The organism is Kitasatospora sp. NPDC101235, from assembly GCF_044767505.1.
In the GTDB taxonomy this organism is placed as follows: Bacteria; Actinomycetota; Actinomycetes; order Streptomycetales; family Streptomycetaceae; genus Kitasatospora.
In genome coordinates this window covers 106,428-126,291 of sequence record NZ_JBIWNZ010000014.1, presented here as the reverse complement: position 1 = coordinate 126,291, position 19,864 = coordinate 106,428, and the positions used below count along the sequence as shown (strand labels likewise).

At 74.6% G+C, this 19,864-nt stretch carries 17 protein-coding genes; 7 read left to right on the top strand and 10 right to left on the bottom strand.

The genetic code is table 11. The features are described from left to right. The first annotated feature begins 15 nt into the window (after nucleotides 1-15). On the top strand, nucleotides 16-648 hold the full coding sequence (locus ACIRRH_RS23630; protein WP_403070717.1) for an HAD family hydrolase: 633 nt from the start codon (nucleotides 16-18) through the stop codon (nucleotides 646-648). A gap of 19 nt (nucleotides 649-667) precedes the next feature. Here the strand turns inward: ACIRRH_RS23630 and ACIRRH_RS23625 are convergent, their stop codons facing one another. Then, the gene (locus ACIRRH_RS23625) at nucleotides 668-898 is read right to left on the bottom strand and encodes a hypothetical protein (RefSeq protein ID WP_360494711.1); all 231 of its coding nucleotides are present in this window, start codon (nucleotides 896-898) and stop codon (nucleotides 668-670) included. Nucleotides 899-1,374: 476 nt separating this feature from the next. Here ACIRRH_RS23625 and ACIRRH_RS23620 point away from each other — a divergent pair, with 476 nt between their 5' ends. Next, nucleotides 1,375-1,758 (top strand): cold-shock protein, encoded by a 384-nt coding sequence (locus ACIRRH_RS23620; RefSeq protein ID WP_188300873.1) that lies wholly within the window; start codon nucleotides 1,375-1,377, stop codon nucleotides 1,756-1,758. 36 nt (nucleotides 1,759-1,794) lie between these two features. Here ACIRRH_RS23620 and ACIRRH_RS23615 read toward each other — a convergent pair whose 3' ends face one another. The 4 genes from ACIRRH_RS23615 to ACIRRH_RS23600 all read right to left on the bottom strand — a co-directional run bounded on the left by ACIRRH_RS23615 (nucleotide 1,795) and on the right by ACIRRH_RS23600 (nucleotide 5,449). Further along, nucleotides 1,795-2,649: a 1,4-dihydroxy-6-naphthoate synthase gene (locus ACIRRH_RS23615; RefSeq protein ID WP_403070712.1), complete on the bottom strand. Its 855-nt coding sequence runs from the start codon at nucleotides 2,647-2,649 to the stop codon at nucleotides 1,795-1,797. Then, on the bottom strand, nucleotides 2,634-3,419 hold the full coding sequence (locus ACIRRH_RS23610; protein WP_403070710.1) for a futalosine hydrolase: 786 nt from the start codon (nucleotides 3,417-3,419) through the stop codon (nucleotides 2,634-2,636). Before ACIRRH_RS23610 ends, ACIRRH_RS23615 begins: the two co-directional genes overlap by 16 nt. A 10-nt stretch (nucleotides 3,420-3,429) precedes the next feature. Beyond that, entirely contained in the window at nucleotides 3,430-3,963 is a 534-nt protein-coding gene (locus tag ACIRRH_RS23605) for a hypothetical protein (RefSeq protein ID WP_403070707.1), read from the bottom strand. A gap of 73 nt (nucleotides 3,964-4,036) precedes the next feature. Beyond that, on the bottom strand, nucleotides 4,037-5,449 hold the full coding sequence (locus ACIRRH_RS23600) for an MFS transporter (RefSeq protein ID WP_403070940.1): 1,413 nt from the start codon (nucleotides 5,447-5,449) through the stop codon (nucleotides 4,037-4,039). 491 nt (nucleotides 5,450-5,940) lie between these two features. Between ACIRRH_RS23600 and ACIRRH_RS23595 the strand changes: the two genes are divergently transcribed. Together ACIRRH_RS23595 and ACIRRH_RS23590 are read left to right on the top strand one after the other, a co-directional pair. Beyond that, on the top strand, nucleotides 5,941-6,822 hold the full coding sequence (locus ACIRRH_RS23595) for a DUF3027 domain-containing protein (RefSeq protein WP_403070937.1): 882 nt from the start codon (nucleotides 5,941-5,943) through the stop codon (nucleotides 6,820-6,822). 194 nt (nucleotides 6,823-7,016) lie between these two features. Next, nucleotides 7,017-10,313: a sacsin N-terminal ATP-binding-like domain-containing protein gene (locus tag ACIRRH_RS23590; RefSeq protein WP_403070704.1), complete on the top strand. Its 3,297-nt coding sequence runs from the start codon at nucleotides 7,017-7,019 to the stop codon at nucleotides 10,311-10,313. Between the two features lie 49 nt (nucleotides 10,314-10,362). On the opposite strand, the gene ACIRRH_RS23585 is transcribed toward ACIRRH_RS23590, so the two are convergent. The 3 genes from ACIRRH_RS23585 to ACIRRH_RS23575 all read right to left on the bottom strand — a co-directional run bounded on the left by ACIRRH_RS23585 (nucleotide 10,363) and on the right by ACIRRH_RS23575 (nucleotide 13,492). Continuing rightward, nucleotides 10,363-10,572 carry a hypothetical protein gene (locus ACIRRH_RS23585; protein ID WP_403070701.1) on the bottom strand — a complete coding sequence of 70 codons (210 nt, stop codon included), beginning with the start codon at nucleotides 10,570-10,572 and terminating at the stop codon, nucleotides 10,363-10,365. 78 nt (nucleotides 10,573-10,650) lie between these two features. Beyond that, the gene (locus ACIRRH_RS23580) at nucleotides 10,651-13,113 is read right to left on the bottom strand and encodes an HAD-IC family P-type ATPase (protein ID WP_403070698.1); all 2,463 of its coding nucleotides are present in this window, start codon (nucleotides 13,111-13,113) and stop codon (nucleotides 10,651-10,653) included. Nucleotides 13,114-13,165: 52 nt separating this feature from the next. Then, nucleotides 13,166-13,492, bottom strand: coding sequence for a DUF2530 domain-containing protein (locus ACIRRH_RS23575; RefSeq protein ID WP_403070695.1), 327 nt, complete (start codon nucleotides 13,490-13,492; stop codon nucleotides 13,166-13,168). A 176-nt stretch (nucleotides 13,493-13,668) separates the two neighbouring features. On the opposite strand from ACIRRH_RS23575, the gene ACIRRH_RS23570 reads away from it, so the two are divergent. Continuing rightward, complete coding sequence (locus ACIRRH_RS23570) at nucleotides 13,669-15,129, top strand: NCS2 family permease (protein ID WP_403070693.1); 1,461 nt, start codon at nucleotides 13,669-13,671, stop codon at nucleotides 15,127-15,129. Between the two features lie 89 nt (nucleotides 15,130-15,218). On the opposite strand, the gene ACIRRH_RS23565 is transcribed toward ACIRRH_RS23570, so the two are convergent. Continuing rightward, a complete protein-coding gene (locus ACIRRH_RS23565) occupies nucleotides 15,219-15,668 on the bottom strand; it encodes a VOC family protein (RefSeq protein WP_403070690.1) in 450 nt (149 codons plus the stop codon). Between the two features lie 131 nt (nucleotides 15,669-15,799). On the opposite strand from ACIRRH_RS23565, the gene ACIRRH_RS23560 reads away from it, so the two are divergent. Both ACIRRH_RS23560 and ACIRRH_RS23555 read left to right on the top strand, forming a co-directional pair. Next, entirely contained in the window at nucleotides 15,800-16,723 is a 924-nt protein-coding gene (locus ACIRRH_RS23560) for a DUF4231 domain-containing protein (RefSeq protein WP_403070687.1), read from the top strand. Nucleotides 16,724-16,936: 213 nt separating this feature from the next. Then, on the top strand, nucleotides 16,937-18,655 hold the full coding sequence (locus tag ACIRRH_RS23555) for an enoyl-CoA hydratase-related protein (protein WP_403070684.1): 1,719 nt from the start codon (nucleotides 16,937-16,939) through the stop codon (nucleotides 18,653-18,655). 85 nt (nucleotides 18,656-18,740) lie between these two features. On the opposite strand, the gene ACIRRH_RS23550 is transcribed toward ACIRRH_RS23555, so the two are convergent. Next, nucleotides 18,741-19,607: an MHYT domain-containing protein gene (locus tag ACIRRH_RS23550; RefSeq protein WP_403070681.1), complete on the bottom strand. Its 867-nt coding sequence runs from the start codon at nucleotides 19,605-19,607 to the stop codon at nucleotides 18,741-18,743. Between the last annotated feature and the right edge of the window lie 257 nt (nucleotides 19,608-19,864).

Sequence of the window (19,864 nt, the reverse complement as noted above, 5' to 3'; positions counted from 1 at the left end):
GGGTAGCCTGGCGGCATGCCCGCGACGCCACCCGCTCAGCTCACCGTCGGCTTCGACCTCGACATGACGCTGCTGGACACCCGGCCGGGTGTCCGAGCCACCTACCTGGCGCTCTCCGCCGAGACCGGCACCTACGTCGACGCCGACCTGGTGGTCACCCGGCTGGGCCCGCCATTGCTGGACGAGATCCGCAACTGGTTCCCGGAGGACGAGGCGGAGCGCGTCGCCGACCGCTACCGCGAGCTCTACCGTGACCACGCCTTCGCCCCGACCGTGGCCCTGCCCGGCGCGCACGCCGCCGTCGAGGCGGTCCGCGCCCACGGCGGCCGGGTCGCGGTGATCACCGGCAAGTACGAGCCGAACGCCCGCCTCCACCTGGAGCACGCCGGGCTGGCCGTGGACGCCGTGATCGGCGACCTGTGGGCGGAGACCAAGGGCGAGGCGCTGCGCGAGCACGGCGCGAGCGTCTACGTCGGCGACCACCTCGGCGACATCCGGGGCGCCCGGCACGCGGACGCCGTCGCGGTCTGCGTGCCCACCGGCCCGTACAGCGCGGAGGAGCTGCGCGAGGCGGGCGCGGACGTGGTGCTGGCGGACCTCACAGGCTTCCCGGACTGGCTCGCCGGGCACCTGGCCGAGCGCGGCTAGACCACGGCCGCGGCGGCCCTCAGGGCCCGACCCGGCGGCGCTGGGCCCGCGCGTTCAGCAGCAGCCCGGTCAGCGCGGCCAGGAAGCCGGCCGGCATCAGCATGCTCAGCCAGTACGCGGCCGTCGGCAGCGGCGTCAGGTGCAGGAACAGCGGGACGAAGGTGACCAGGGTGGCGAGTGCGCCGAGACCGAAGACGATCGCCCCGGCCTTGACGTACACGTCGCCGGGGTCGGCGCTCTGGCTGCTCACGTCTGCTCACTCCTACGGGCCGGTCGGAACTGCCCCCAGTCTGGCAGAGCGGCCGCCGGGGAGGCCCACCGGAGCGGCCCGGTCACGTTGCGCAGTTTCCCGGCAGCTGAACGTTTTGATCCCTGTTGAGCGGGGGTATGCACGGGGTGCCGAGGGGCGCTACAGGTGCGCCCCGCGTCCTCAGACCCGGGGGGTGTGAGCCGATGGACCGCGCGGAGCCGCGCCCCGGCCGTGCCAGTGCCGGGTTGCCCGTGACCGCGAGATCCCGTTCCCGCCGCCGCCCCGAACGGGCCTCGGAACGCGGATCCCTCGCGGAACGCGGATGAGGCAGTGACGGACCGTTAGTCTGCTTCCTGACCGCGTGCCGACCATGAGCGCCCACGGGCGCCGAGCCGAGGTCGGCCGCCTTTTCCCCACCACCCAGTGATCCCCGGCCAGGGCCGGGATCCCTCACACCCATTCGAGGACTGTTCGAGATGCCCACCGGCCAGGTCAAGTGGTTCAACGAGACGAAGGGCTTCGGCTTCCTGTCGCGCGACGACGGCGGCGACGTCTTCGTCCACACCAAGGCGCTGCCCGACGGTGTCACGTCGCTGAAGCCGGGCCAGCGGGTCGAGTTCGGCGTGGTCGCCGGGCACCGCGGGGACCAGGCGATGGCCGTGCAGCTGCTGGACGCGCTGCCCTCGGTGGCCGCCGCCCAGCGCCGGAGCGCCGACGACATGGCGCCGATCGTCCAGGACCTGATCACCACGCTGGACGCGGTGCTGCCCGGCCTCCAGCGCGGGCGCTACCCCGCCAAGCCGACCGGCCAGAAGCTGGCCGGCCTGCTGCGCGCGGTGGCCGACCAGTTCGACGTCTGAGGCGTCGGGAGAGGGATCACCCGAAGTCGGGAGGGATCACCCGAACGTGAGCGCACCCGGGTCGAGCGGAGGCACCAGCCCCTCCGCGGCGGCCCGGGTGAGCAGCGCGCGGACGGCCGCGTAGCCCTCCTCGCCGAGGTCCTCGGTGAACTCGGTGACGTACAGCCCGATGTGCTGCTCGGCGACGTCCAGGTCCATCTCCTGGGCGTGCGCCAGCACGTACTCGCGGCTCGCCGCCGGGTCCGCCCAGGCCTGCCGCACGGAGGCGCGGATCGCGTCGCCGATCGCCCGCAGCCGCTCGGCGCCGAGCGAGCGCCTGGCGACGATCGCGCCCAGCGGGATCGGCAGACCGGTCTCCTGCTCCCAGGCCTCGCCCATGTCGGCCAGGCTGTGCAGGCCGTACTGCCGGTACGTGAAGCGGGCCTCGTGGATCACCAGACCGGCGTCCACCCGGCCGTCCCGGACGGCGGGCATGATCTCGTGGAACGGCAGGACGACGATCTCGCCGAAGCCGCCCGGCACCGCCTTCGCCGCCCAGAGCCGGAACAGCAGGTAGGCGGTGGAGCGCTCGGAGGGCACCGCGACGGTCTTCCCGGCGAGGTCGGCGGGGGAGCCCACACCCGGCAGGGTGAGCACCAGCGGGCCGCAGCCGCGGCCCAGCGCGCCGCCGCAGGGCAGCAGGGCGTACTGCTCCAGGACCCAGGGCAGCGCGCCGTAGCTGATCTTCAGCACGTCCAGCTCGCCGCGCTCGGCGAGGCCGTTGGTGACGTCGATGTCGGCGAAGGTCACCTCGGGGGCGTCCGCCCCGGGCACCAGGCCGTGCGCCCAGGCGTGGAAGACGAAGGTGTCGTTCGGGCAGGGCGAGTACGCGATGCTCAGCCGTTCAGCCACGGCCGGCCTCCTCGATCGTTTCGTGGCCAGGCAGCCAGTTCGTGGACGGGCAGCGCGGCGAAGGCCCGCTCCAGGGCGGCCAGCGCCTCTCCGATCCGCCAGGCGGCCCGGTCGCGCGGGCCCACCGGATTGGACACGGTGCGCAGTTCGAGGGCCGGCACGCCGTACCGGGCGGCGGCCTCGGCCACGCCGAAGCCCTCCATCGCCTCGGCCGCGGCGCCCGGGTGGCGGGCGGCCAGCTCGGCGGCCCGCCGGGCGCTGCCGGTGACGGTGGAGACGGTCAGCACCGGGCCGACGGCGAGGCCCGGGCCGCCCAGTGCCTGCGCGGCCAGCGCGACGGCCGCCGGCGGCGGGGTGTGCCGGACGGTGCCGAAGCCCAGCTCGGTGACGTCGGCGAAGCCCTCGGGGGTCTCGGCACCGAGGTCGGCGGCCACGATCGCGTCGGCCAGCACGGTGGCGCCGACCGGGGCGTGCGGGGCGAAGCCGCCGGCGATCCCGGCCGAGACGGCCAGGGCGTACGGGTGGGCCGCCAGCGCGGCGGAGGCGGCGGCAGCGGAGGCGGCCGGGCCGACCCCGGCGGCCAGCACGTCCACCGGCACCTGTTCGGCCCGGTGCAGAGTGCCGCCGGGCAGCGGCAGCGCGGTGGCCCCGCCGGGCAGGCCGCGCAGCACGGCCTCGGCCTCGGCGGCCACCGCGACGACGACGAGCAGCCGGGCCCGTGCGGGGCCCGACTGCTCGCCCTGGCCGTCGGTGACGGCGTGCGCGGTCATCGCGGGACCGTCAGCTGTTGTCCTTGCTGTTCAGCTGGAAGTACCAGACGGCGATCGGGGCCTCCTGGTTCGGGTCGCCCTCGACCACGGTCACCACGGTCTTGCCGCTGGAGTTCAGCAGCTTGCCCGCCGCCTGGGCGCCGGACCAGGTCTGGCCCTTGGAGGCCGAGAACATGCTGTAACGGCCGCCCTGGTTGGCCGAGCCGCCGTTGGTGAAGGCCCACCAGCCCGTGTCGGCCACGTTCGGCGAGACACCGACGCCGACCCGGTCGCTCCCCACGACGTCCGAGGAGGGCAGCGTGCCGGCCTTCAGGGCCTTGGTCGCGTCCTCCTGGCACTGCTGCTGCTGGTCCTCGGTGAGCGGGCTGCCGCCGTTCCAGCACAGCGGCTGCGCGACGACCGAGGAGTTGCCGACCGTGAGCGTGGCCTGGTGGGAGATGTGCTCGGTCTGGCCGGCGGCGATGGCGACGGAGGTGCCCACCGTGGCGGCGCCGACCACGACGACGGCGCCGAGGGCGGCGATGGCACGGGAATTGAGGCTCATACGTCAGAATCTACCGGGCCTGGTCGTTCACGCGACGCGGGGGTCGGCACCGCGTGTTGCAGGCCCGCTCCGGTCAGGCCACCCTGGGTGCCGTCGGGTGCCGCCGCAGGCCCACCCGGAAGAGCGAGTGCAGCGTCCACAGCAGCACCAGGCCGACCACCCCGGCGGCGATCGACAGGCCCACCTTCCCGTTCAGCGGCAGCAGGATGCCGACCGCGCCGCCGGCCACCCAGGACAACTGCATCAGGGTCTCCGAACGGGCGAACGCCGAGGTCCGCACCGTCTCCGGGACGTCCCGCTGGATCAGGGCGTCCAGCGAGAGCTTGCCCAGCGAGGCCGCCATCCCGGCCACCCCGGCGACCAGAACCACCGTCACCACGCCGTACCAGAGGGCCGCCGACGCCGTCGCGCAGGTCGCCATCAGCAGCATCGCGGTGACCGTCGCCTCCGGGCCCCGGGTGCGCAGCCAGGAGCCGAGCACCGAGCCCAGCGCGTTGCCCGTCCCGGCGGCCAGTGCCACCAGGCCGAGCGCCGCCGTCGGCTGCAGCCCGCCGATCGGCTCCTCCCGCAGCAGGAAGGCCAGGAACATCACCAGGAAGCCGACCAGCCACTTCATCGCCGACATCGCCCGCAGCGCCAGGATCACCGAGGGGCCGACCGTGCGCAGCGAGGCCTTGACCGTCGGCGGCCTGCGGTGGACCAGGTGCGAGCCCTCGTCGTGCACCTCGTCGTGCACCTCGCCGTGCAGGACGGCGCGCTGCTCGCCCTTGGCGGAGTCCACCGCGGGTGGCAGGTGGAAGGCCATCAGGGTGCCGACCACGAACACCAGGAAGGCGCCGCGCAGCGGCCAGCCGGGCCCGATCAGGTGCAGCAGCCCGCCCACCCCGGCCGCCACGCCGGTGGCCAGCAGCCCGGCCAGGGTGACCCGGGAGTTCGCCTTCACCAGGGACAGCCGGCTCGGCAGCAGCCGGGGCACCACCACGCTGCGCACCACGCCGTACGCCTTGGACGCGACCAGCACGCCGAGCGCCGCCGGGTAGAGCGCGATGCCGCCGCCGACGATCACCCCGGCCATCGTCCAGGCCAGCACCGCGCGGGCCAGCATGGCCATCGCCATGGCCGCCCGGCGGCCATGCGGAAGGCGGTCCAGCAGCGGGCCGATCACCGGGGCCAGGAGGGCGAACGGGGCCATCGTGATCAGCAGGTAGAGCGCGACCCGGCCGCGGGCCTCGCCGGTCGGCACCGAGAAGAAGATGGTGGAGGCCAGCGCGACGGTGATCAGCATGTCGCCGAAGGAGTTGAGCGCGTGCAGCTCGATCAGCTTCGCGAGACCGGACTCGCCAGCGCCCTCGGCGGAGGTGGCCCGGCGGATCCGTCGGCCGGTGCCGTGCACCACCTTGCCGGTGCGGGAGCCGGCGGCGGAGGCGGTGCGGATCAGGAAGTGCCGGCGGGGCTCGGGGGCCTCCTCCTCGTCCGGCTCCGGCAGGGCCCGGTCGGGGGCGTCGAGGGCCACGGCCTTGTGCAGGTCCACGGGGGCCGCGGACGCCTCGGGGGCGTCCGCCGGCTGCGGTTCGTCCGCGCCGGGGACCGGAGGCTGCTGTCGCAGCACGGCGTCCGTCCGGTCGGGGCTGCCGGCCTGCGGGGCGCGCAGTACGTGCTGCGACGGGTCATGGTCCGCCACAAGCCCATCCTGCCCCAGAATCGCCGAGCCGACGCGGGACCGGACTCCGTTCGGCGCGGCCCCGGAACGGCCGTGTCCGCCCCGGACTGTGCCGGGGCACCGACCGGCGGGTAGCCTGCCCAGGGTCGACCCGCCGGGGCGCCGGGGCGCCGGCAGGCCGGTCGAGCGGCGCGGACGGTACCCGAGGGGGCTCCCGGTCGCGCAGAATGGACGAGGGACACCAAGCCGCGACGGAACAGGCAACACGCCGTGGGCGACAGAAGAACTGGGAGAGAATCGACGCCGTGAGTGCTGCGATGCGAAGCCGTACCCCCGACCGGCTCTGTGCCGAGGCCGTCGAACTCGCCCGCCGGGCAGCCGAGGAGGCCGTCGGGGCGGAGGCCGTCGGGCCGCACCTCGGCGTCCAGGCGGACGCCGACCGCGTCGTCACCCACACCTTCGAGTGCTTGGACGCGGCCTACCGCGGCTGGCACTGGGCGGTCACCGTCGCCCGTGCGCCGCGCGCCAAGAACGTCACCCTGGACGAGGTCGTGCTGCTGCCCGGCGACGACGCGGTCCTCGCCCCCGAGTGGGTGCCGTGGAGCGACCGGCTGCGCCCCGGCGACATGGGCCCGGGCGACCTGCTGCCCACCGGCGCCGACGACCTTCGGCTGGAGCCCGGCTGGAGCGGCGAGGACGAGCCCGCGCCGAACTCCGCGGTCGCCCTGGCGGACGACGAGGACCTGGTCGTCACCGACCCGCACGTCCAGCCCGCCCCGGCCCGCGCCCGGATCAACGCCGTCGCCGAGGAGCTGGGCCTCGGCCGCAGCCGGGTGCTCTCCCGGCTCGGCATGCACCTGGCCGCCGAGCGCTGGGAGAAGTCCCACGGCTCGCAGACCGCGATGGCGCAGGCCGCCCCGGCCTCGTGCGCGAGCTGCGGCTTCCTGATCCCGATCGGCGGCTCGCTCGGGCAGGCCTTCGGCGTGTGCGGCAACGAGTTCGGCCCGGCCGACGGCCAGATCGTCTCCTTCGCGTACGGCTGCGGCGGACACTCCGAGGCGGCCGTCATCCCGGCTCCGCCGGCGCCGTCCGAGCTGATCCTGGACGAGCTGGTGGTCGAGCCGCTCCCGCTGCACCCGGACCGCGCCTCCGGCTCCGTCGAACCCGACGCCCCGGCCGAGGAGCTCGGCCACTCCTGAGCCCCGGGGGGCCCGTCTTCAGGCCCCAGGCTTCCGCGGCCCGCCCGGTGACCGACCGGCGCGGGCCGCGGTGCTTTCCGGGCCCCTTCGCGGCCGCCCGTCGGGCCGTGGGCGACGGTCCGTGGTCGGGAGCAGTCAGTGGGGCAGGGAAGAATGCCCTACGACGAACAGGGCAGCGGAAGGCGGCAGGTCCAGTGGAACCTCGGATCATCGGCAGCGGCACGGACGAGCACCTCGCGGACCCCTTCGGCAGCGCCGCGCTGCGCCGGCGGGTGCTGGACGCCTGGGCCGCCTCGCCGGCCCGGTTCCGGGAGGACGCCAACGCCGAGGAGGAGCTGGCGCTCGGCGGCTACCGGGACCGCTTGGTGGTCGAGTTGGCGCAGAACGCGGCCGACGCCGCGGTCCGGGCCGGCCACGGCCCCGGCCGGCTGCGGCTGACCCTCGCCGACGGCGTGCTCGCCGCCGCCAACACCGGTGCCCCGCTGGACGCGGCCGCCGTCGAGTCGCTGTCCACCCTGCGCGCCTCCTCCAAGCGCGGTGAGGAGCCCGCCGTCGGCCGGTTCGGGGTCGGCTTCGCCGCCGTCCTCGCGGTCACCGACGAGCCCGCCGTGCTGAGCGCCACCGGCGGGGTGCGCTGGTCGCTCGGCGAGGCCCGGGCGCTGGCCGGGGCGCAGCCCGAGCTGGCCGACGAGCTGCGCCGCCGGGACGGCCACGTGCCGCTGCTGCGGCTGCCGTTCGCGGCCGAGGGTCCGGCCCCGGCGGACTACGACACGGTGGTCGTGCTGCCGCTGCGGGACGCCGCCGCCGAGGACCTGACCCGCCGCCTGCTGGACGGGATCGACGACGCGCTGCTGCTCACCCTGCCCGGCCTGCGCGAGGTCGTGGTGGAGACCCCGGACGGCACCCGGACGCTCACCCGGGCCGCCGCCGAGACCGGCCCGGACGGGGTCACCGAGGTCACCGTCACCGACGACACGGGCGGCCGGCTGCGGCATACGGTCTGGCAGACCGCCGGCGCCTCCGGCACGCTCTGCGCCGAACTGCTGGTCGACCGGCCCACCGAGGAGCGCGCCCGCCCGTACTGGACGGTCACCTGGGCCGTCCCGGTCGGCCCGGACGGCGCCCCGCAGCGGCCCGGATCCGCCTCCGTGCTGCACGCGCCCACCCCCAGCGACGAGCCGGTCGGCCTGCCCGCGCTGCTGATCGCCTCCTACCCGCTGGACTCCACCCGCCGGCACGTCGCCCCCGGTCCGCTGGCCGACTTCCTCACCGAGCGCGCCGCCGACAGCTACGCCGAGCTGCTGCGCGCCCGCGGCGCCGACCTCGGCTCGCTCCGGCTCGTCCCGGCCCCGCTCGGCCGGGGCGCGCTGGACAACGCGCTGCGCGCCGCGGTGCTCTCCCGGCTGCCCGGCACGCCGTTCCTGCCGCACCCGGCGCCGGTCGAGGAGGGCACGCCCGCCCTGCGGCCCCGGGACGCGACGCTGCTGGAGGGCGCGGACGGCTCGGTCGTCGAGGCGCTCGCGCCGATCTTCCCCGGGCTGCTGCCGGCCGGCCTGGAGCGCCGCACCGAGCTGCGGGTGCTGAACGTGCGCCGGGTGCCGCTGGCCGAGGTGGTGGACCAGCTCGGCGGCCTGGACCGCGAGCCCGCCTGGTGGCGCAACCTGTACGCGGCGCTCGGCGCCGCCGATCCGGAGGCGCTCGGCGCGCTGCCCGTTCCGCTCGCGGACGGGCGGACGGTCACCGGGCCGCGGCGCGTCCTGCTGCCCTCCGAGGACGCCGACTGGGCGGCCTTCCCCGGCTACCCCGAGTCGCTCGCGGGCGCGCTCGCCGCGCTCGACCTGCGGCTGGCCCACCCCGAGGCCGCCCACCCGCTGCTGGCCAGGCTCGGCGCCGGCACCGCCACCCCGGCCGGGGTGCTGGACACTCCCGAGGTGCGGGCCGCCGTCGCCCGCTCCTACGAGCTGGCCGAGGACGACCTGGACGCGGCTCTCGAACTCGCCGACGCCGTCCTGGCGTTGGTGAAGGCCGCCGCCCCGGAGCCGGGCGCCCACCCCTGGCTGGCCCGGCTGGCGCTGCTCGATGACGAGGGCGAGCCCGCCCGCGCCGGCGAACTCGTGCTGCCCGGAAGCCCGTTCGCCGCGCTCGCCCGCGAGGAGGACGCCGGCTGGGTGGACGACGAACTGCTGGAGCGCTGGGGGCCGGAGGTGCTCGCCGCCGTCGGCGTGCTGGCCGACTTCGTCCTGGTGCGCGCCGAGGACGTGGTGCTCGACCCGGACGACCTGGAGCGGCTCGACCCCACCGTCCCGGCCGACCGCGCGGCCGGCGGCCACCCCACCGGCCTGCTGGACGAGGCGCCGGACGGACTCGCCGAGTGGGCCGAGGACGCGCTGGAGGCGCTGCAGGCCGACGAGGCGGTCGGCGTCCCGCCGGTGGCCGCCGAGCTGCTGGCCGTGCGCGACCTCGACCTGGTGGACGACGACGCCTGGCCGCAGGCGCTCGCCGCGCTGGCCCGCCCGCCCTACCGGGACGCCGTGGTCGATCCGGTGCGCACCCTGCTGCCGGACGGCTCGTACGCCGACCTGCCGCCGTACACCGCGTGGTGGCTGCGCGACCACCCGGTGCTGGCGGGCCGCGAGCCGGCCGGTCTGCGCGCCGCCGGGGCCGACCCGCTGCTGCGCGGCCTGTACGACGAGGCCCGCACCACCCTGGACGACCAGTTCCTGCACGCGCTCGGGGTGCGCACCACGCTGGCCGCGCTGCTCGCCGAGCCGCACGGGCCGGACGAGGTGCTGGACCGGATGACCGACCCGGCCGCCGAGGTCGGCCACCGCCAGCTGCACGGCATCCACACCGCGCTGGCCCGGGTGGACCGGGAGCGGATCGAGCCGCTGGACGTGGTGCGGGCGCTGCCGCCACTGGACCCGGCCACCGGGCGCCGGCCGGCCCACACCGTGGTGGTGGACGCCACCGAGGCGGTCGTCGCCGACGCCCCCGACCTGGTCCAGCTGCTGCACCCGTACCCGCTGCTGCCCGTCGCCCCGGCGCTGGCCGCCGACCTCGCCGAGCGGCTGCACGTGTCGCTGGCCAGCGAGGTGGCGGGCGGCCGGGTGCTCTCCGAGGGCGTGCTGCACCGGGTTCCGGCGGTGGTGCGGGAGCTGCTGCCCGGCTGCCCGGTCGCCTACGAGGAGCACGAGGAGCTGCTGGTCGTCGGGCCGGACGGCGGCGAGGCGGCGGTGGACTGGCGCTGGGACACCGGGGCGGACACCCCGGAGCCGCCGTACGACCCGGAGCTGGCCGAGGCCGGCGACGAGGACGACGAGTTCGAGGTCCCGCCGGTGCCCGGCCTGCTGCACGCGGCCACCCCGGAGGGCCTCGCCGCCGGGCTGGCCTGGTCGGTCGGACAGTGGCACCGCCGCTTCGAGGTGCTGGCCGCCCTCAGCGAGCCCGACCGCGCCTACGAGCTCTCGGCCGCCCGCGACTTCGAGGGCTGAGCGCGGCGGCGCGCACCGGCCGGACCCGGCGGGTGCGTGCCTGCCGGGCTCAGCGGGTGCGTGCCCGCAGCCGCCAGTAGACGGTGGTGGTGGCGGTCAGCCAGATCGCGCCGAGCGTCACCAGCGCGGCGGTCCGCAGTGCGGGCGTCGGCCGGACGGCCACGCCGACGACCGCCATCGCCAGGGCGGCCGACCCGGCCGCCAGCAACCCGCCCAGGAAGGCGATGAACGCCTCCAACTCCCCACCCCTGCGCGCCACCCGGCACCCCCTTCCGGGGCCATCATCGGTTGCGCGCGGGGGTTTGTCACGTTGCGGTGTGCCCGGTTGCCGGGCGCGTCACTCCAGGCCGCGGCGCTTCATGACGAGCCAGGTGATCTCCAGGGCGATGCCGCAGACCACGGCGATGGCGACGCCCGTCAGCGGGTCGCGGAAGCCGACCAGGGAGAGGTCGAAGAAGCTCTTCAGCGAGGGGACCAGCAGGACCAGGGCGAAGGCGCCGCCCATGGCGCCGATCAGCAGCAGGCGCCACCAGGTGTACGGGCGGGCGACGATGGCGAGGACCCAGATGGCGATCAGGAACAGCGTCAGGGTGGCCACGCTGGTGTCGGCCTTGAGGTCGGTCGCGTGGTTGGTGCGGGCGAGCGTGTAGGCGACGAAGGTACCGGTGCCGGCGATGGCGCCGCCGGGGATCGCCAGCCGCAGCACGCGCTTGACGAAGCCGGTGCGGGCCCGCTCGTTGTTGGGGGCGAGCGCGAGGAAGAAGGCCGGCACGCCGATGGTCAGCGAGGACAGCACGGTGGAGTGCCGGGGCAGGAAGGGGTACGGCGAGTGGGTGAAGATCACCAGGAGTGCCAGCAGGACCGAGTAGACCGTCTTCACCAGGAAGAGTGAGGCGACCCGCTCGATGTTGCCGATCACCCGGCGGCCCTCGGCGACCACCGACGGCAGCGTGGCGAAGGAGTCGTTCAGCAGCACGATCTGGGCGACCGCCTTGGTGGCGTCGGAGCCGGTGCCCATCGCCACGCCGATGTCGGCGTCCTTGAGCGCGAGCACGTCGTTGACGCCGTCGCCGGTCATCGCCACGGTGTGGCCGCGGGACTGCAGCGCCCCGACCAGTTGGCGCTTCTGCTGCGGGGTGACCCGGCCGAAGACGCTGGTCCGGTCGGCGGTCTCGGCGAGTTCCTGCGGGTCGGCGGGCAGGGTGCGGGCGTCCAGCGGGTGGTCGGCGCCGGGCAGGCCCAGGTGGCCGGCCACCGCGCCGACCGAGACCGCCGCGTCGCCGGAGATGACCTTGGCCCGGACCTGCTGGCCCTCGAAGTAGCGCAGGGTCTCGGCGGCGTCCGAGCGCAGCCGCTGCTGGAGCACCACCAGGGCGAGCGGGGTCAGGTCGGCCGCCGGGTCGGGGGAGTCCAGCGGGACGGGGGTGCGGCCCAGCAGCAGCACCCGCAGGCCCCGGGCGCCCAGCTCGTCCACCTCGGCCAGCGCCGGGTGCCCGGCGGGCAGCAGGACGTCGGGGGCGCCGAGCAGCCAGCTGGCCTCGCCGCCCTGCGGCTCCAGCAGCTGCACGCCGCTCCACTTGCGGGCGGAGGAGAAGGGCATCGCCTCGATCACCCGCCAGCCGCTCTTCGGCATGCCCTCCGCGTCGTCGTCGCCGCGCCCGTACGCGTCGATGACGGCCTGCATGGACGGGTTGGGGCGGGCGTCGGCGCCGGCCATCACGGCCAGTGCGTGCTTGATGGTGTCCTTGTCGACGGCGGCGGGCTCCCCGTTCGAGAGCACCCGCAGGTCGACCACGTCCATGCCGCCCTCGGTGAGGGTGCCGGTCTTGTCCAGGCAGACGGTGTCCACCCGGGCCAGGCCCTCGATCGCCGGGAGCTCCTGGACCAGGCACTGCTTGCGGCCGAGCCGGACCACGCCGATCGCGAAGGCGACGGAGGTCAGCAGCACCAGTCCCTCGGGGACCATCGGCACGATGCCGGCCACCATGCGCCGCACGGCCTCGCGCCAGTCCCGGCCCTCGACGGCCAGCTGGCTGATGATCAGGCCGAGGGCGGTGGGGATCAGCAGGTAGGTGATGAACCGCAGGATGCTGTCGATGCCGGTGCGCAGCTCCGACTTCACCAGGGTGAACTTGCTGGCCTCCTCGGCGAGCTGGGCCGCGTAGGCCTCGCGGCCGACCTTGGTGGCGGTGAACGCGCCCGCGCCGGCGACCACGAAGCTGCCGGACATCACGTGGTCGCCGGGCTGCTTGAGGACCGGGTCGGGTTCGCCGGTGAGCAGCGACTCGTCGATCTCCAGGCCGTCCGCCTCGGTGACCTCGCCGTCCACGATCACCTTGTCGCCGATGCCGAGCAGCACGGTGTCGTCGAGGACGATCTCGGAGACGCCGATCTGCTGGACGACGCCGTCCCGGCGGACCTGCGGGCGGGCCTCGCCGATCAGGGCCAGGCTGTCCAGGGTCTTCTTGGCGCGCAGCTCCTGGATGATGCCGATCGCCGTGTTGGCCACGATGACCAGGCCGAACAGGCCGTCCTGGATCGGACCGACGATCAGGATGATCCCGAACATCACGCCGATGATCGCGTTGAAGCGGGTGAAGACGTTGGCCCGGACGATCTCCTGGGTGGACCGGCTGGACCGGACCGGGACGTCGTTGACCTGGCCCTTGGCGACCCGTTCGGCCACTTCGGCGGTGCTCAGGCCGCCGCGCCGGCCGGGCAGCAGGCCGAGGGGGTGTGCTCCGTCCGGGTGGTTTCCGTCGGTCGGCCGCTCTTCCGCTGGCTGGGCAGGCTGCGTCATGGCACCGACTCTACGGGTGCCTTATGACCGATGCGTGCTACTAAAGGACTATTCAGTCCGACTGGGTGGCCGGGTTCCGGCCGTTGCCCCGGGCCGTGCGTTCGGCGGTGTGTTCGTCGGTGTGCTCGGCCGCCTCGGCGGCGCGGCTGCGGGCGATGGCGGCCCGCCGGGCGCGGCAGTACCAGACGCCGAGCAGGCCGAGCAGGCCGCCGGAGAGGCAGATCCAGGGCCAGGTGCCGTGGCCGTGCGCCGAGAGGGTGCCCTGGAAGGGGAGCAGGGCGAGGAAGGCGATGAACCACAGCACCGTGCCGCCGCCGACGATGGCGACGTCGTTGGCCTCCAGCGGAGGGGGCGAGGGGTGCAGTGGCGTCTTGGGCATGGGGCCTAGCGTACGGTGCGGTGGGCGGCTTTGCGGGCGCTGTGACCCCGTGCAGGCTCTACGCGCGAAGATAGCGCGTGTGCGATCGGGAAACCATACTTAAGGATCTGCGCCCGGCCACCGACGCCCCGGGCGTCCCCCTCCCTCTCCTCAGCTCCCCCACAGAGGACGCACGCATGCCTGTGGTCCAGCCGACCACCGAGTCGCCCGAACCCGCCGACGCCGCACCGCAGCCCCCCACGAGCGCCGTCGACCGCTTCTTCCGGATCAGCGAGCGAGGCTCGACCCTGTCGCGCGAGATCCGCGGCGGTGTCGCCACCTTCTTCACCATGGCGTACATCCTGGTGCTGAACCCGATCATCCTGGCCAGCGGCACGGACATCACCGGGGCGCACCTGAACAGCGCCCAGCTGGTCACCGCCACCGCCCTCACCGCGGGTCTCACCACCCTGCTGATGGGCGTCATCGGCAACGTCCCGATCGGTCTGGCCGCCGGCCTCGGCGTCAACACCATCGTGGCGCTCCAGCTCGCCCCCAAGATGACCTGGCCGGACGCCATGGGCATGGTCGTGCTGGCCGGTTTCGCGATCATGCTGCTGGTCGCCACCGGTCTGCGCGAGCGGGTCATGAACGCCGTCCCGCTCGGCCTGCGCAAGGCCATCGCGATCGGTATCGGTCTGTTCATCAGCCTGGTCGGTCTGGTCGACTCCGGCTTCGTCAGCCGCATCCCGGACGCCGCCAAGACCAGCGTCCCGCTCCAACTCGGCAGCAACGGGCACCTGCTCGGCTTCCCGGTGCTGATCTTCGTGATCGGCCTGACGCTCACCCTGGTCCTGCTGATCCGCAAGGTGCCCGGCGCCATCCTGATCAGCATCGCGGTCTCCACCGCGCTCGCCGTGATCATCGACAAGGTGGCCGACGTCCCGGCGCTCAAGTGGGGCCTCACCGTCCCGATCTGGCCGGGCAACCCGGTCTCCGAGCCGGACTTCGGGCTGATCGGCAAGGTCAGCCTGTTCGGCGGCTTCGAGAAGGTCGGCGTGCTGACCGGCGTGCTGTTCGTCTTCACCGTGCTGATGTCGTGCTTCTTCGACGCGATGGGCACCATCCTCGGCGTGGCCGACGAGGCCCACCTGCTGGACGAGAAGGGCGACCTGCCCGGCATCAACAAGGTCCTGATGGTCGACGGCATCGCCACCGCGGCCGGCGGCGCCACCTCGGCCTCCGCCAACACCTGCTTCGTCGAGTCCACCGCCGGAGTCGGCGAGGGCGCCCGGACCGGCTTCGCCTCGATCGTCACCGGCCTGCTCTTCGCGCTGGCGCTCTTCTTCACCCCGCTCGCGACCATGGTCCCGGCCCAGGCCGCGACCCCGGCCCTGATCGCCGTCGGCTTCCTGATCCTGGCCAACTCGGTCAAGGAGATCGACTGGGCCGACTACACGATCGCGATCCCGGCCTTCCTGACCATCGTGATGATGCCGTTCACCTACAGCATCACCAACGGCATCGGCGTGGGCTTCATCGCCTTCTGCGTGCTGCGCCTGGCCGCCGGCCGCGGCCGCGAGGTCCCCGCCCCCATGTACGCGGTGGCGGCGGTGTTCGCCTTCTACTACCTGATGCCGGCCCTCGGCCTGCTCTGACGCCGTACGGCCCCCCGCGGCCCCGTCCTCCCGCTCGGGAGGGCGGGGCCGCGGCGTTTCGGCGGGGGCTTGCGCGGCGATCCCCGCGGTCAGTGGACGCAGAACTCGTTGCCCTCGGGGTCCTGCATGACGGTCCACTGGCCGCCGGGCTCCCTGACGTGCCGGACGACGGTGGCGCCGAGGCCTTCGAGGCGGGCGACGGTGGCCTCGCGCTCGCCCGGGCCGGGGTGGACGTCGAGGTGCAGGCGGTTCTTGCCCTGCCTGGGCTCGGGGACGGCCTGGAACAGGACACGGCGGCCGAGGCCGGTGTCCGAGGCCGGGTCGAACGGGTCCTCGGGGTGGCGGACGGCCGCCAGGGAGCGCCAGGCCGGGTGGCCGTCCACCTCGGTGAGGGCCTCCGGGCCGACCGCGCCGGCGGCGAGCAGCCGGGTGATCAGCGCGCTGTGGTCCTCCAGCGTGTACTCCAGGGCGGCGGCCCAGAAGGCGGCCTGGCGGTGCGGGTCGGCGCAGTCGATGACGAGCTTCCAGTGCAGCGGCATGTAACCGTTTATATCGGTTACCGTCCGGCCGGGCAATGACCGGCCGTCGGAAGCTGTCAAAAAGGTGCCTGTGTAGGCGAGTTGGCGGTGGGAATACTGGGTGGACGGAGTAGGGGGAGGGGACTCGACCGATGGTGCAACAGGATCCGCCGGGGGGTGTCGAGGCGCAGCTGCTGCCGGAGCTGTTCTGGACGGCGGACAAGGCCTCGCTGGACGGCCAGCGCGAGACGCTGCGCTGGTACCGCGGACTGATCGCGATGCTGGTGATCGCCGCTGTGATCGGGTCGTTCCCCGGCCCGGACGACAAGGGTGACTTCGACATCTGGCCGCTGTTCTCGGTGGCCGCGTTCCTGGTGGCCGGCTACTTCTGGTCCCGGCTGCGCCGCAGCAACCCGCAGGGCCGCTGGTACCAGGCCCGGGCGGCGGCCGAGTCGGTCAAGACGCTGGCCTGGAAGTACACCGTCCGGGCCCGGCCGTTCGACGGTGCGGCCGAGTCCGCGGACGTCGACCGCGGCTACCTGCTCCAGGTCGAGGACGTGCTGCGGGCCTTCGAGGACCCGGAGATCGTGCCGCCCGGCAGCGTCGCCGAGATCACCCCGGAGATGCGCCGGCAGCGTGCTGAGAGCCTGACCGCCCGGCGCACCTTCTACCTGCGCACCCGGGTCGAGGGCCAGCGCACCTGGTATCGCTCCCGGGCCGAGGCCTGTGACTCCCAGGCGGTCTCCTGGGGGCTCGGCATCGCGGTGCTGATCATCGTCGGCGCCGCCGCGGCCGTCGCCCAGGCGACCGGTGCGCTGCCGGTGCACGTCTTCGGCGCCACCTCGGCCGCGGCCGCGGCGATCATCGCCTGGACGCAGCTCAAGCAGCTCGGCCCGCTGGCCGCCGCCTACCAGCTGGCCGCGCGCGAGTTGGAGAACGTCGGCAACCAGCTGTCCGACCTCGACCTGCGGGCGCCGGACGCCGAGGCGCGCTGGGCCCGGCTGGCCGCCGACGCGGAGGACGCGGTCTCCCGGGAGCACACCACCTGGCGGGCCCGCCGGGCGTTCCCGCGCTGAGCCGGGCGTCGCGCGCCGAGCGGGACGGGGTCGGGGCGCGGCGGCAGAGGGTACGCCACCGGAACGGGGACTTGGGGAGATCCGGCGAAACGCGGGGCACAGGTGTGCGGGGTGCGTGAGAGTAGGGCGCCCAGGCACGGACCGTAATCATTACGTGTCCATGCCCTGGTTTCATCGCCTGCGCGCGACCCCAGTTCCCGCCGGAGGCCCTCCTTGCGCATTCTCCTGATCGCCAGCGCGTTCAACAGCCTGACCCAGCGCGTCCACACCGAGCTGCGCGAGCGCGGCCACCAGGTCGCGGTCCAACTCGCCCTGGGTGACGAGCAGATGAGGGCGGCGGTGGTCCGCACCGACCCCGAGCTGGTCGTCTGCCCGATGCTGACCAAGGCCGTCCCGCAGGACATCTGGTCCACCCGGACGGTCCTGATCGTGCATCCGGGGCCCAAGGGCGACCGCGGCCCCTCCTCGCTCGACTGGGCGATCACCGGGGGTGCGGAGCGCTGGGGTGTCACCGTGCTGCAGGCCGTCGCGGAGATGGACGCCGGCGACATCTGGGCGTCCGTCGAGTTCCCCGTCCCCGCCTGCGGCAAGAGCGAGCTGTACCGGGGCGAGCTCGCCGACGCCGCCGTCGAGGCCGTCCTGCTGGCCGTCCAGCGGTACGAGGGCGGGCTGTTCACCCCCGAGCCGCTGGACTACGCCCGGCCGGACGTGCACGGCGAACTGCGGCCCTTCCTGCGTCAGGACGCGCGCCGGATCGACTGGGAGCAGGACGACACCGCCACCGTGCTGCGCAAGCTGCGCGCCGCCGACTCCCAGCCCGGCGTGCTGGACGAGCTGTACGGGCGGGAGTTCTTCCTGCACGGCGGCCACCCCGAGGACGAGCTGCGCGGCCCGGTGCCCGGTGCGGTGCTGGCCACCCGGGACGGCGCGATCTGCCGGGCCACGGTGGACGGCGCGGTGTGGATACCGCAGCTGCGCCCGCGCCGCACTCCCGGCGGGCCGGTCACCTTCAAGCTGCCGGCCGCCACGGTGCTCGCCGACGAGCTGTACCGGGTCCCCGAGGTGCCGGTGAGCCCGGAGCGGGCGGGCCGTCGGGAGACCTGGTCGGAGCTGCGCTACCACGAGGACGGCGACGTCGGCTTCCTCGAATTCGCCTACGCGGGCGGGGCGATGAGCACCGAGCAGTGCCGCCGGCTGCTCGCCGCCTACCGGGAGGCGGCCGAGCGGCCGACCTCGGTGCTGGTGCTCGGCGCGCCCCGGGACTTCTACTCCAACGGGATCCAGCTCAACGTCATCCAGGGCGCGGCCTTCCCGGCGCTGGAGTCCTGGGAGAACATCAACGCGATGGACGACTTCGTCGAGGCGGTGCTGACCACGACGGACAAGGTGACGGTGGCGGCGCTGGCCGGGAACGCGGCGGCCGGCGGGCTGATGGCGGCGCTCGCCGCCGACGAGGTGTGGTGCCGCGAGTCGGCGGTGCTCAACCCGCACTACCGGCTGATGGGCCTGTACGGCTCCGAGTACTGGACGTACACCCTGCCCCGCCGGGTCGGTGCCGAGCAGGCCGAGCGGCTGACCTCCGAGGCGCTGCCGGTCGGCGCCGAACACGCCCGCCGGATCGGCCTGGTGGACCGCGCGGTCGGCGGGGACGCGGCCGGGTTCCGCCGCTGGGTGGCCCGCGAGGCGGCCCGGATCGCCGCCTCGCCGGAGCTCACCGGGAGGCTGGTGGACAAGAAACGCCGCCGCGCGGCCGACGAGGAGGCAAAGCCGCTGGCCGAGTACCGGGCGCAGGAGCTGCGCCGGATGCACGCCAACTTCTACCGGGCGGGCGAGCCGTACCACGCGCTGCGGCGGGACTTCGTGCACAAGGTCTGCCCGGTGGCCACTCCGGAGCACGTGGCGGGGCTGCTCGGGCGGCCCGGGCAGCCGTAGCGGCAGGGGGCGGGCTCGGGCGACGCCCGGCCGGGGTGGGGGGCCCGGCCGGACGCCCGCTCGGGCCCCGCTCCCGTACCCGGCCTCAGCGCCGGGTCGCCCCGCCCGGCGGTGTCCGCCGCTGCGGGGCCGGCTGGCCGTCCGGGCCGCCCGGGGTGCGCGCGGCCCACGCGGCCCCGGGGGCGCGCGGGGGCAGCGGGGCGGCCGGACCGGCCAGCAGGGGCCGGGAGGTGGGCCGGCTCGGCGAGACGGCGAAGGCCAGGGAGCCGAAGAAGACGTAGCAGCCGAGCCCGACGCCGAGCGGGAAGACGAACTGGAGTGCCATCACGCCGTCCTCGGTGGAGCGTGAGGAGTCCAGGTGGACGGAGAGCGCCGCCATGCCGGTGTAGTGCATCGCGCAGACCGCCACGCCCATCACCGGCGCCGCGGAGAGCACGGCGAGCGTGCCCCGGATGTTCAGCGCGGCCCAGAGCGCGGCCGTGGCCGCGACCACGGCGATCGCCACCGAGGCCGCCACGGTGGGCAGGTCGTAGCCGAGCCGGCCGGGCAGGACCATCGCGGCCATGCCCAGGTAGTGCATCGCGGCGACCCCGAGGCCGGTGGTCAGCCCGCCGACCAGCAGTGCCAGGGCGCGGTGCCGCCAGTACCCGACGGTGAAGAGCCCGACGCCGACCACGGTGACGGCGACCAGCAGGCTGAGCACGGTGAGCCCGGGCCGGTAGCTGATCTCGGCGCCGGTCACGGAGAAGCCGAGCATCGCGATGAAGTGCATGGACCAGATCCCGGCCCCGAGCGAGGTCGAGGCGAACAGCAGCCAGACGGCCCGGGTGCGGCCCTGGGAGACGAGTGCCCAGCGGGCGCTGCGCAGGGCGACGAAGGCGCCGAGGCAGGCGACGAAGTACGAGACCGCCGGTGTCACCCAGCCGTGGTCGGCATGGTGGATCTCACCCAATAGAGCTCCCTGGACGAGGGTTGAGGGCACCGGGGCGCGGGCGGACGCAGCTGGCCGGGGAAGGCGCGCGGCAACGGGCACCGGAGCGGGAACGCGGTCCCGCGGGGAGGAGCCTGGCATGTGGTGCCCCTGACAATCGGGGAGAGTAGCCACTGCCCGGCGGTCGCACAATGTTCGCGTTTTTCGTGAAGTCCCAGGTCAGGATGGGTCTTTACGTGGCCTGCATGATCCCGGCACCAACCCCTGACACCGTCTGC

Bases quoted from the DNA above. Each gene is read 5' to 3' on its own strand.
- ACIRRH_RS23570 (WP_403070693.1), top strand. From the start codon at position 13,669: ATGCCTGTGGTCCAGCCGACCACCGAGTCGCCCGAACCCGCCGACGCC.
- ACIRRH_RS23575 (WP_403070695.1), bottom strand. From the start codon at position 13,492: ATGCCCAAGACGCCACTGCACCCCTCGCCCCCTCCGCTGGAGGCCAAC.
- ACIRRH_RS23565 (WP_403070690.1), bottom strand. From the start codon at position 15,668: ATGCCGCTGCACTGGAAGCTCGTCATCGACTGCGCCGACCCGCACCGC.
- ACIRRH_RS23580 (WP_403070698.1), bottom strand. From the start codon at position 13,113: ATGACGCAGCCTGCCCAGCCAGCGGAAGAGCGGCCGACCGACGGAAAC.
- ACIRRH_RS23630 (WP_403070717.1), top strand. From the start codon at position 16: ATGCCCGCGACGCCACCCGCTCAGCTCACCGTCGGCTTCGACCTCGAC.
- ACIRRH_RS23610 (WP_403070710.1), bottom strand. From the start codon at position 3,419: ATGACCGCGCACGCCGTCACCGACGGCCAGGGCGAGCAGTCGGGCCCC.
- ACIRRH_RS23595 (WP_403070937.1), top strand. From the start codon at position 5,941: ATGCGAAGCCGTACCCCCGACCGGCTCTGTGCCGAGGCCGTCGAACTC.
- ACIRRH_RS23620 (WP_188300873.1), top strand. From the start codon at position 1,375: ATGCCCACCGGCCAGGTCAAGTGGTTCAACGAGACGAAGGGCTTCGGC.
- ACIRRH_RS23560 (WP_403070687.1), top strand. From the start codon at position 15,800: ATGGTGCAACAGGATCCGCCGGGGGGTGTCGAGGCGCAGCTGCTGCCG.
- ACIRRH_RS23605 (WP_403070707.1), bottom strand. From the start codon at position 3,963: ATGAGCCTCAATTCCCGTGCCATCGCCGCCCTCGGCGCCGTCGTCGTG.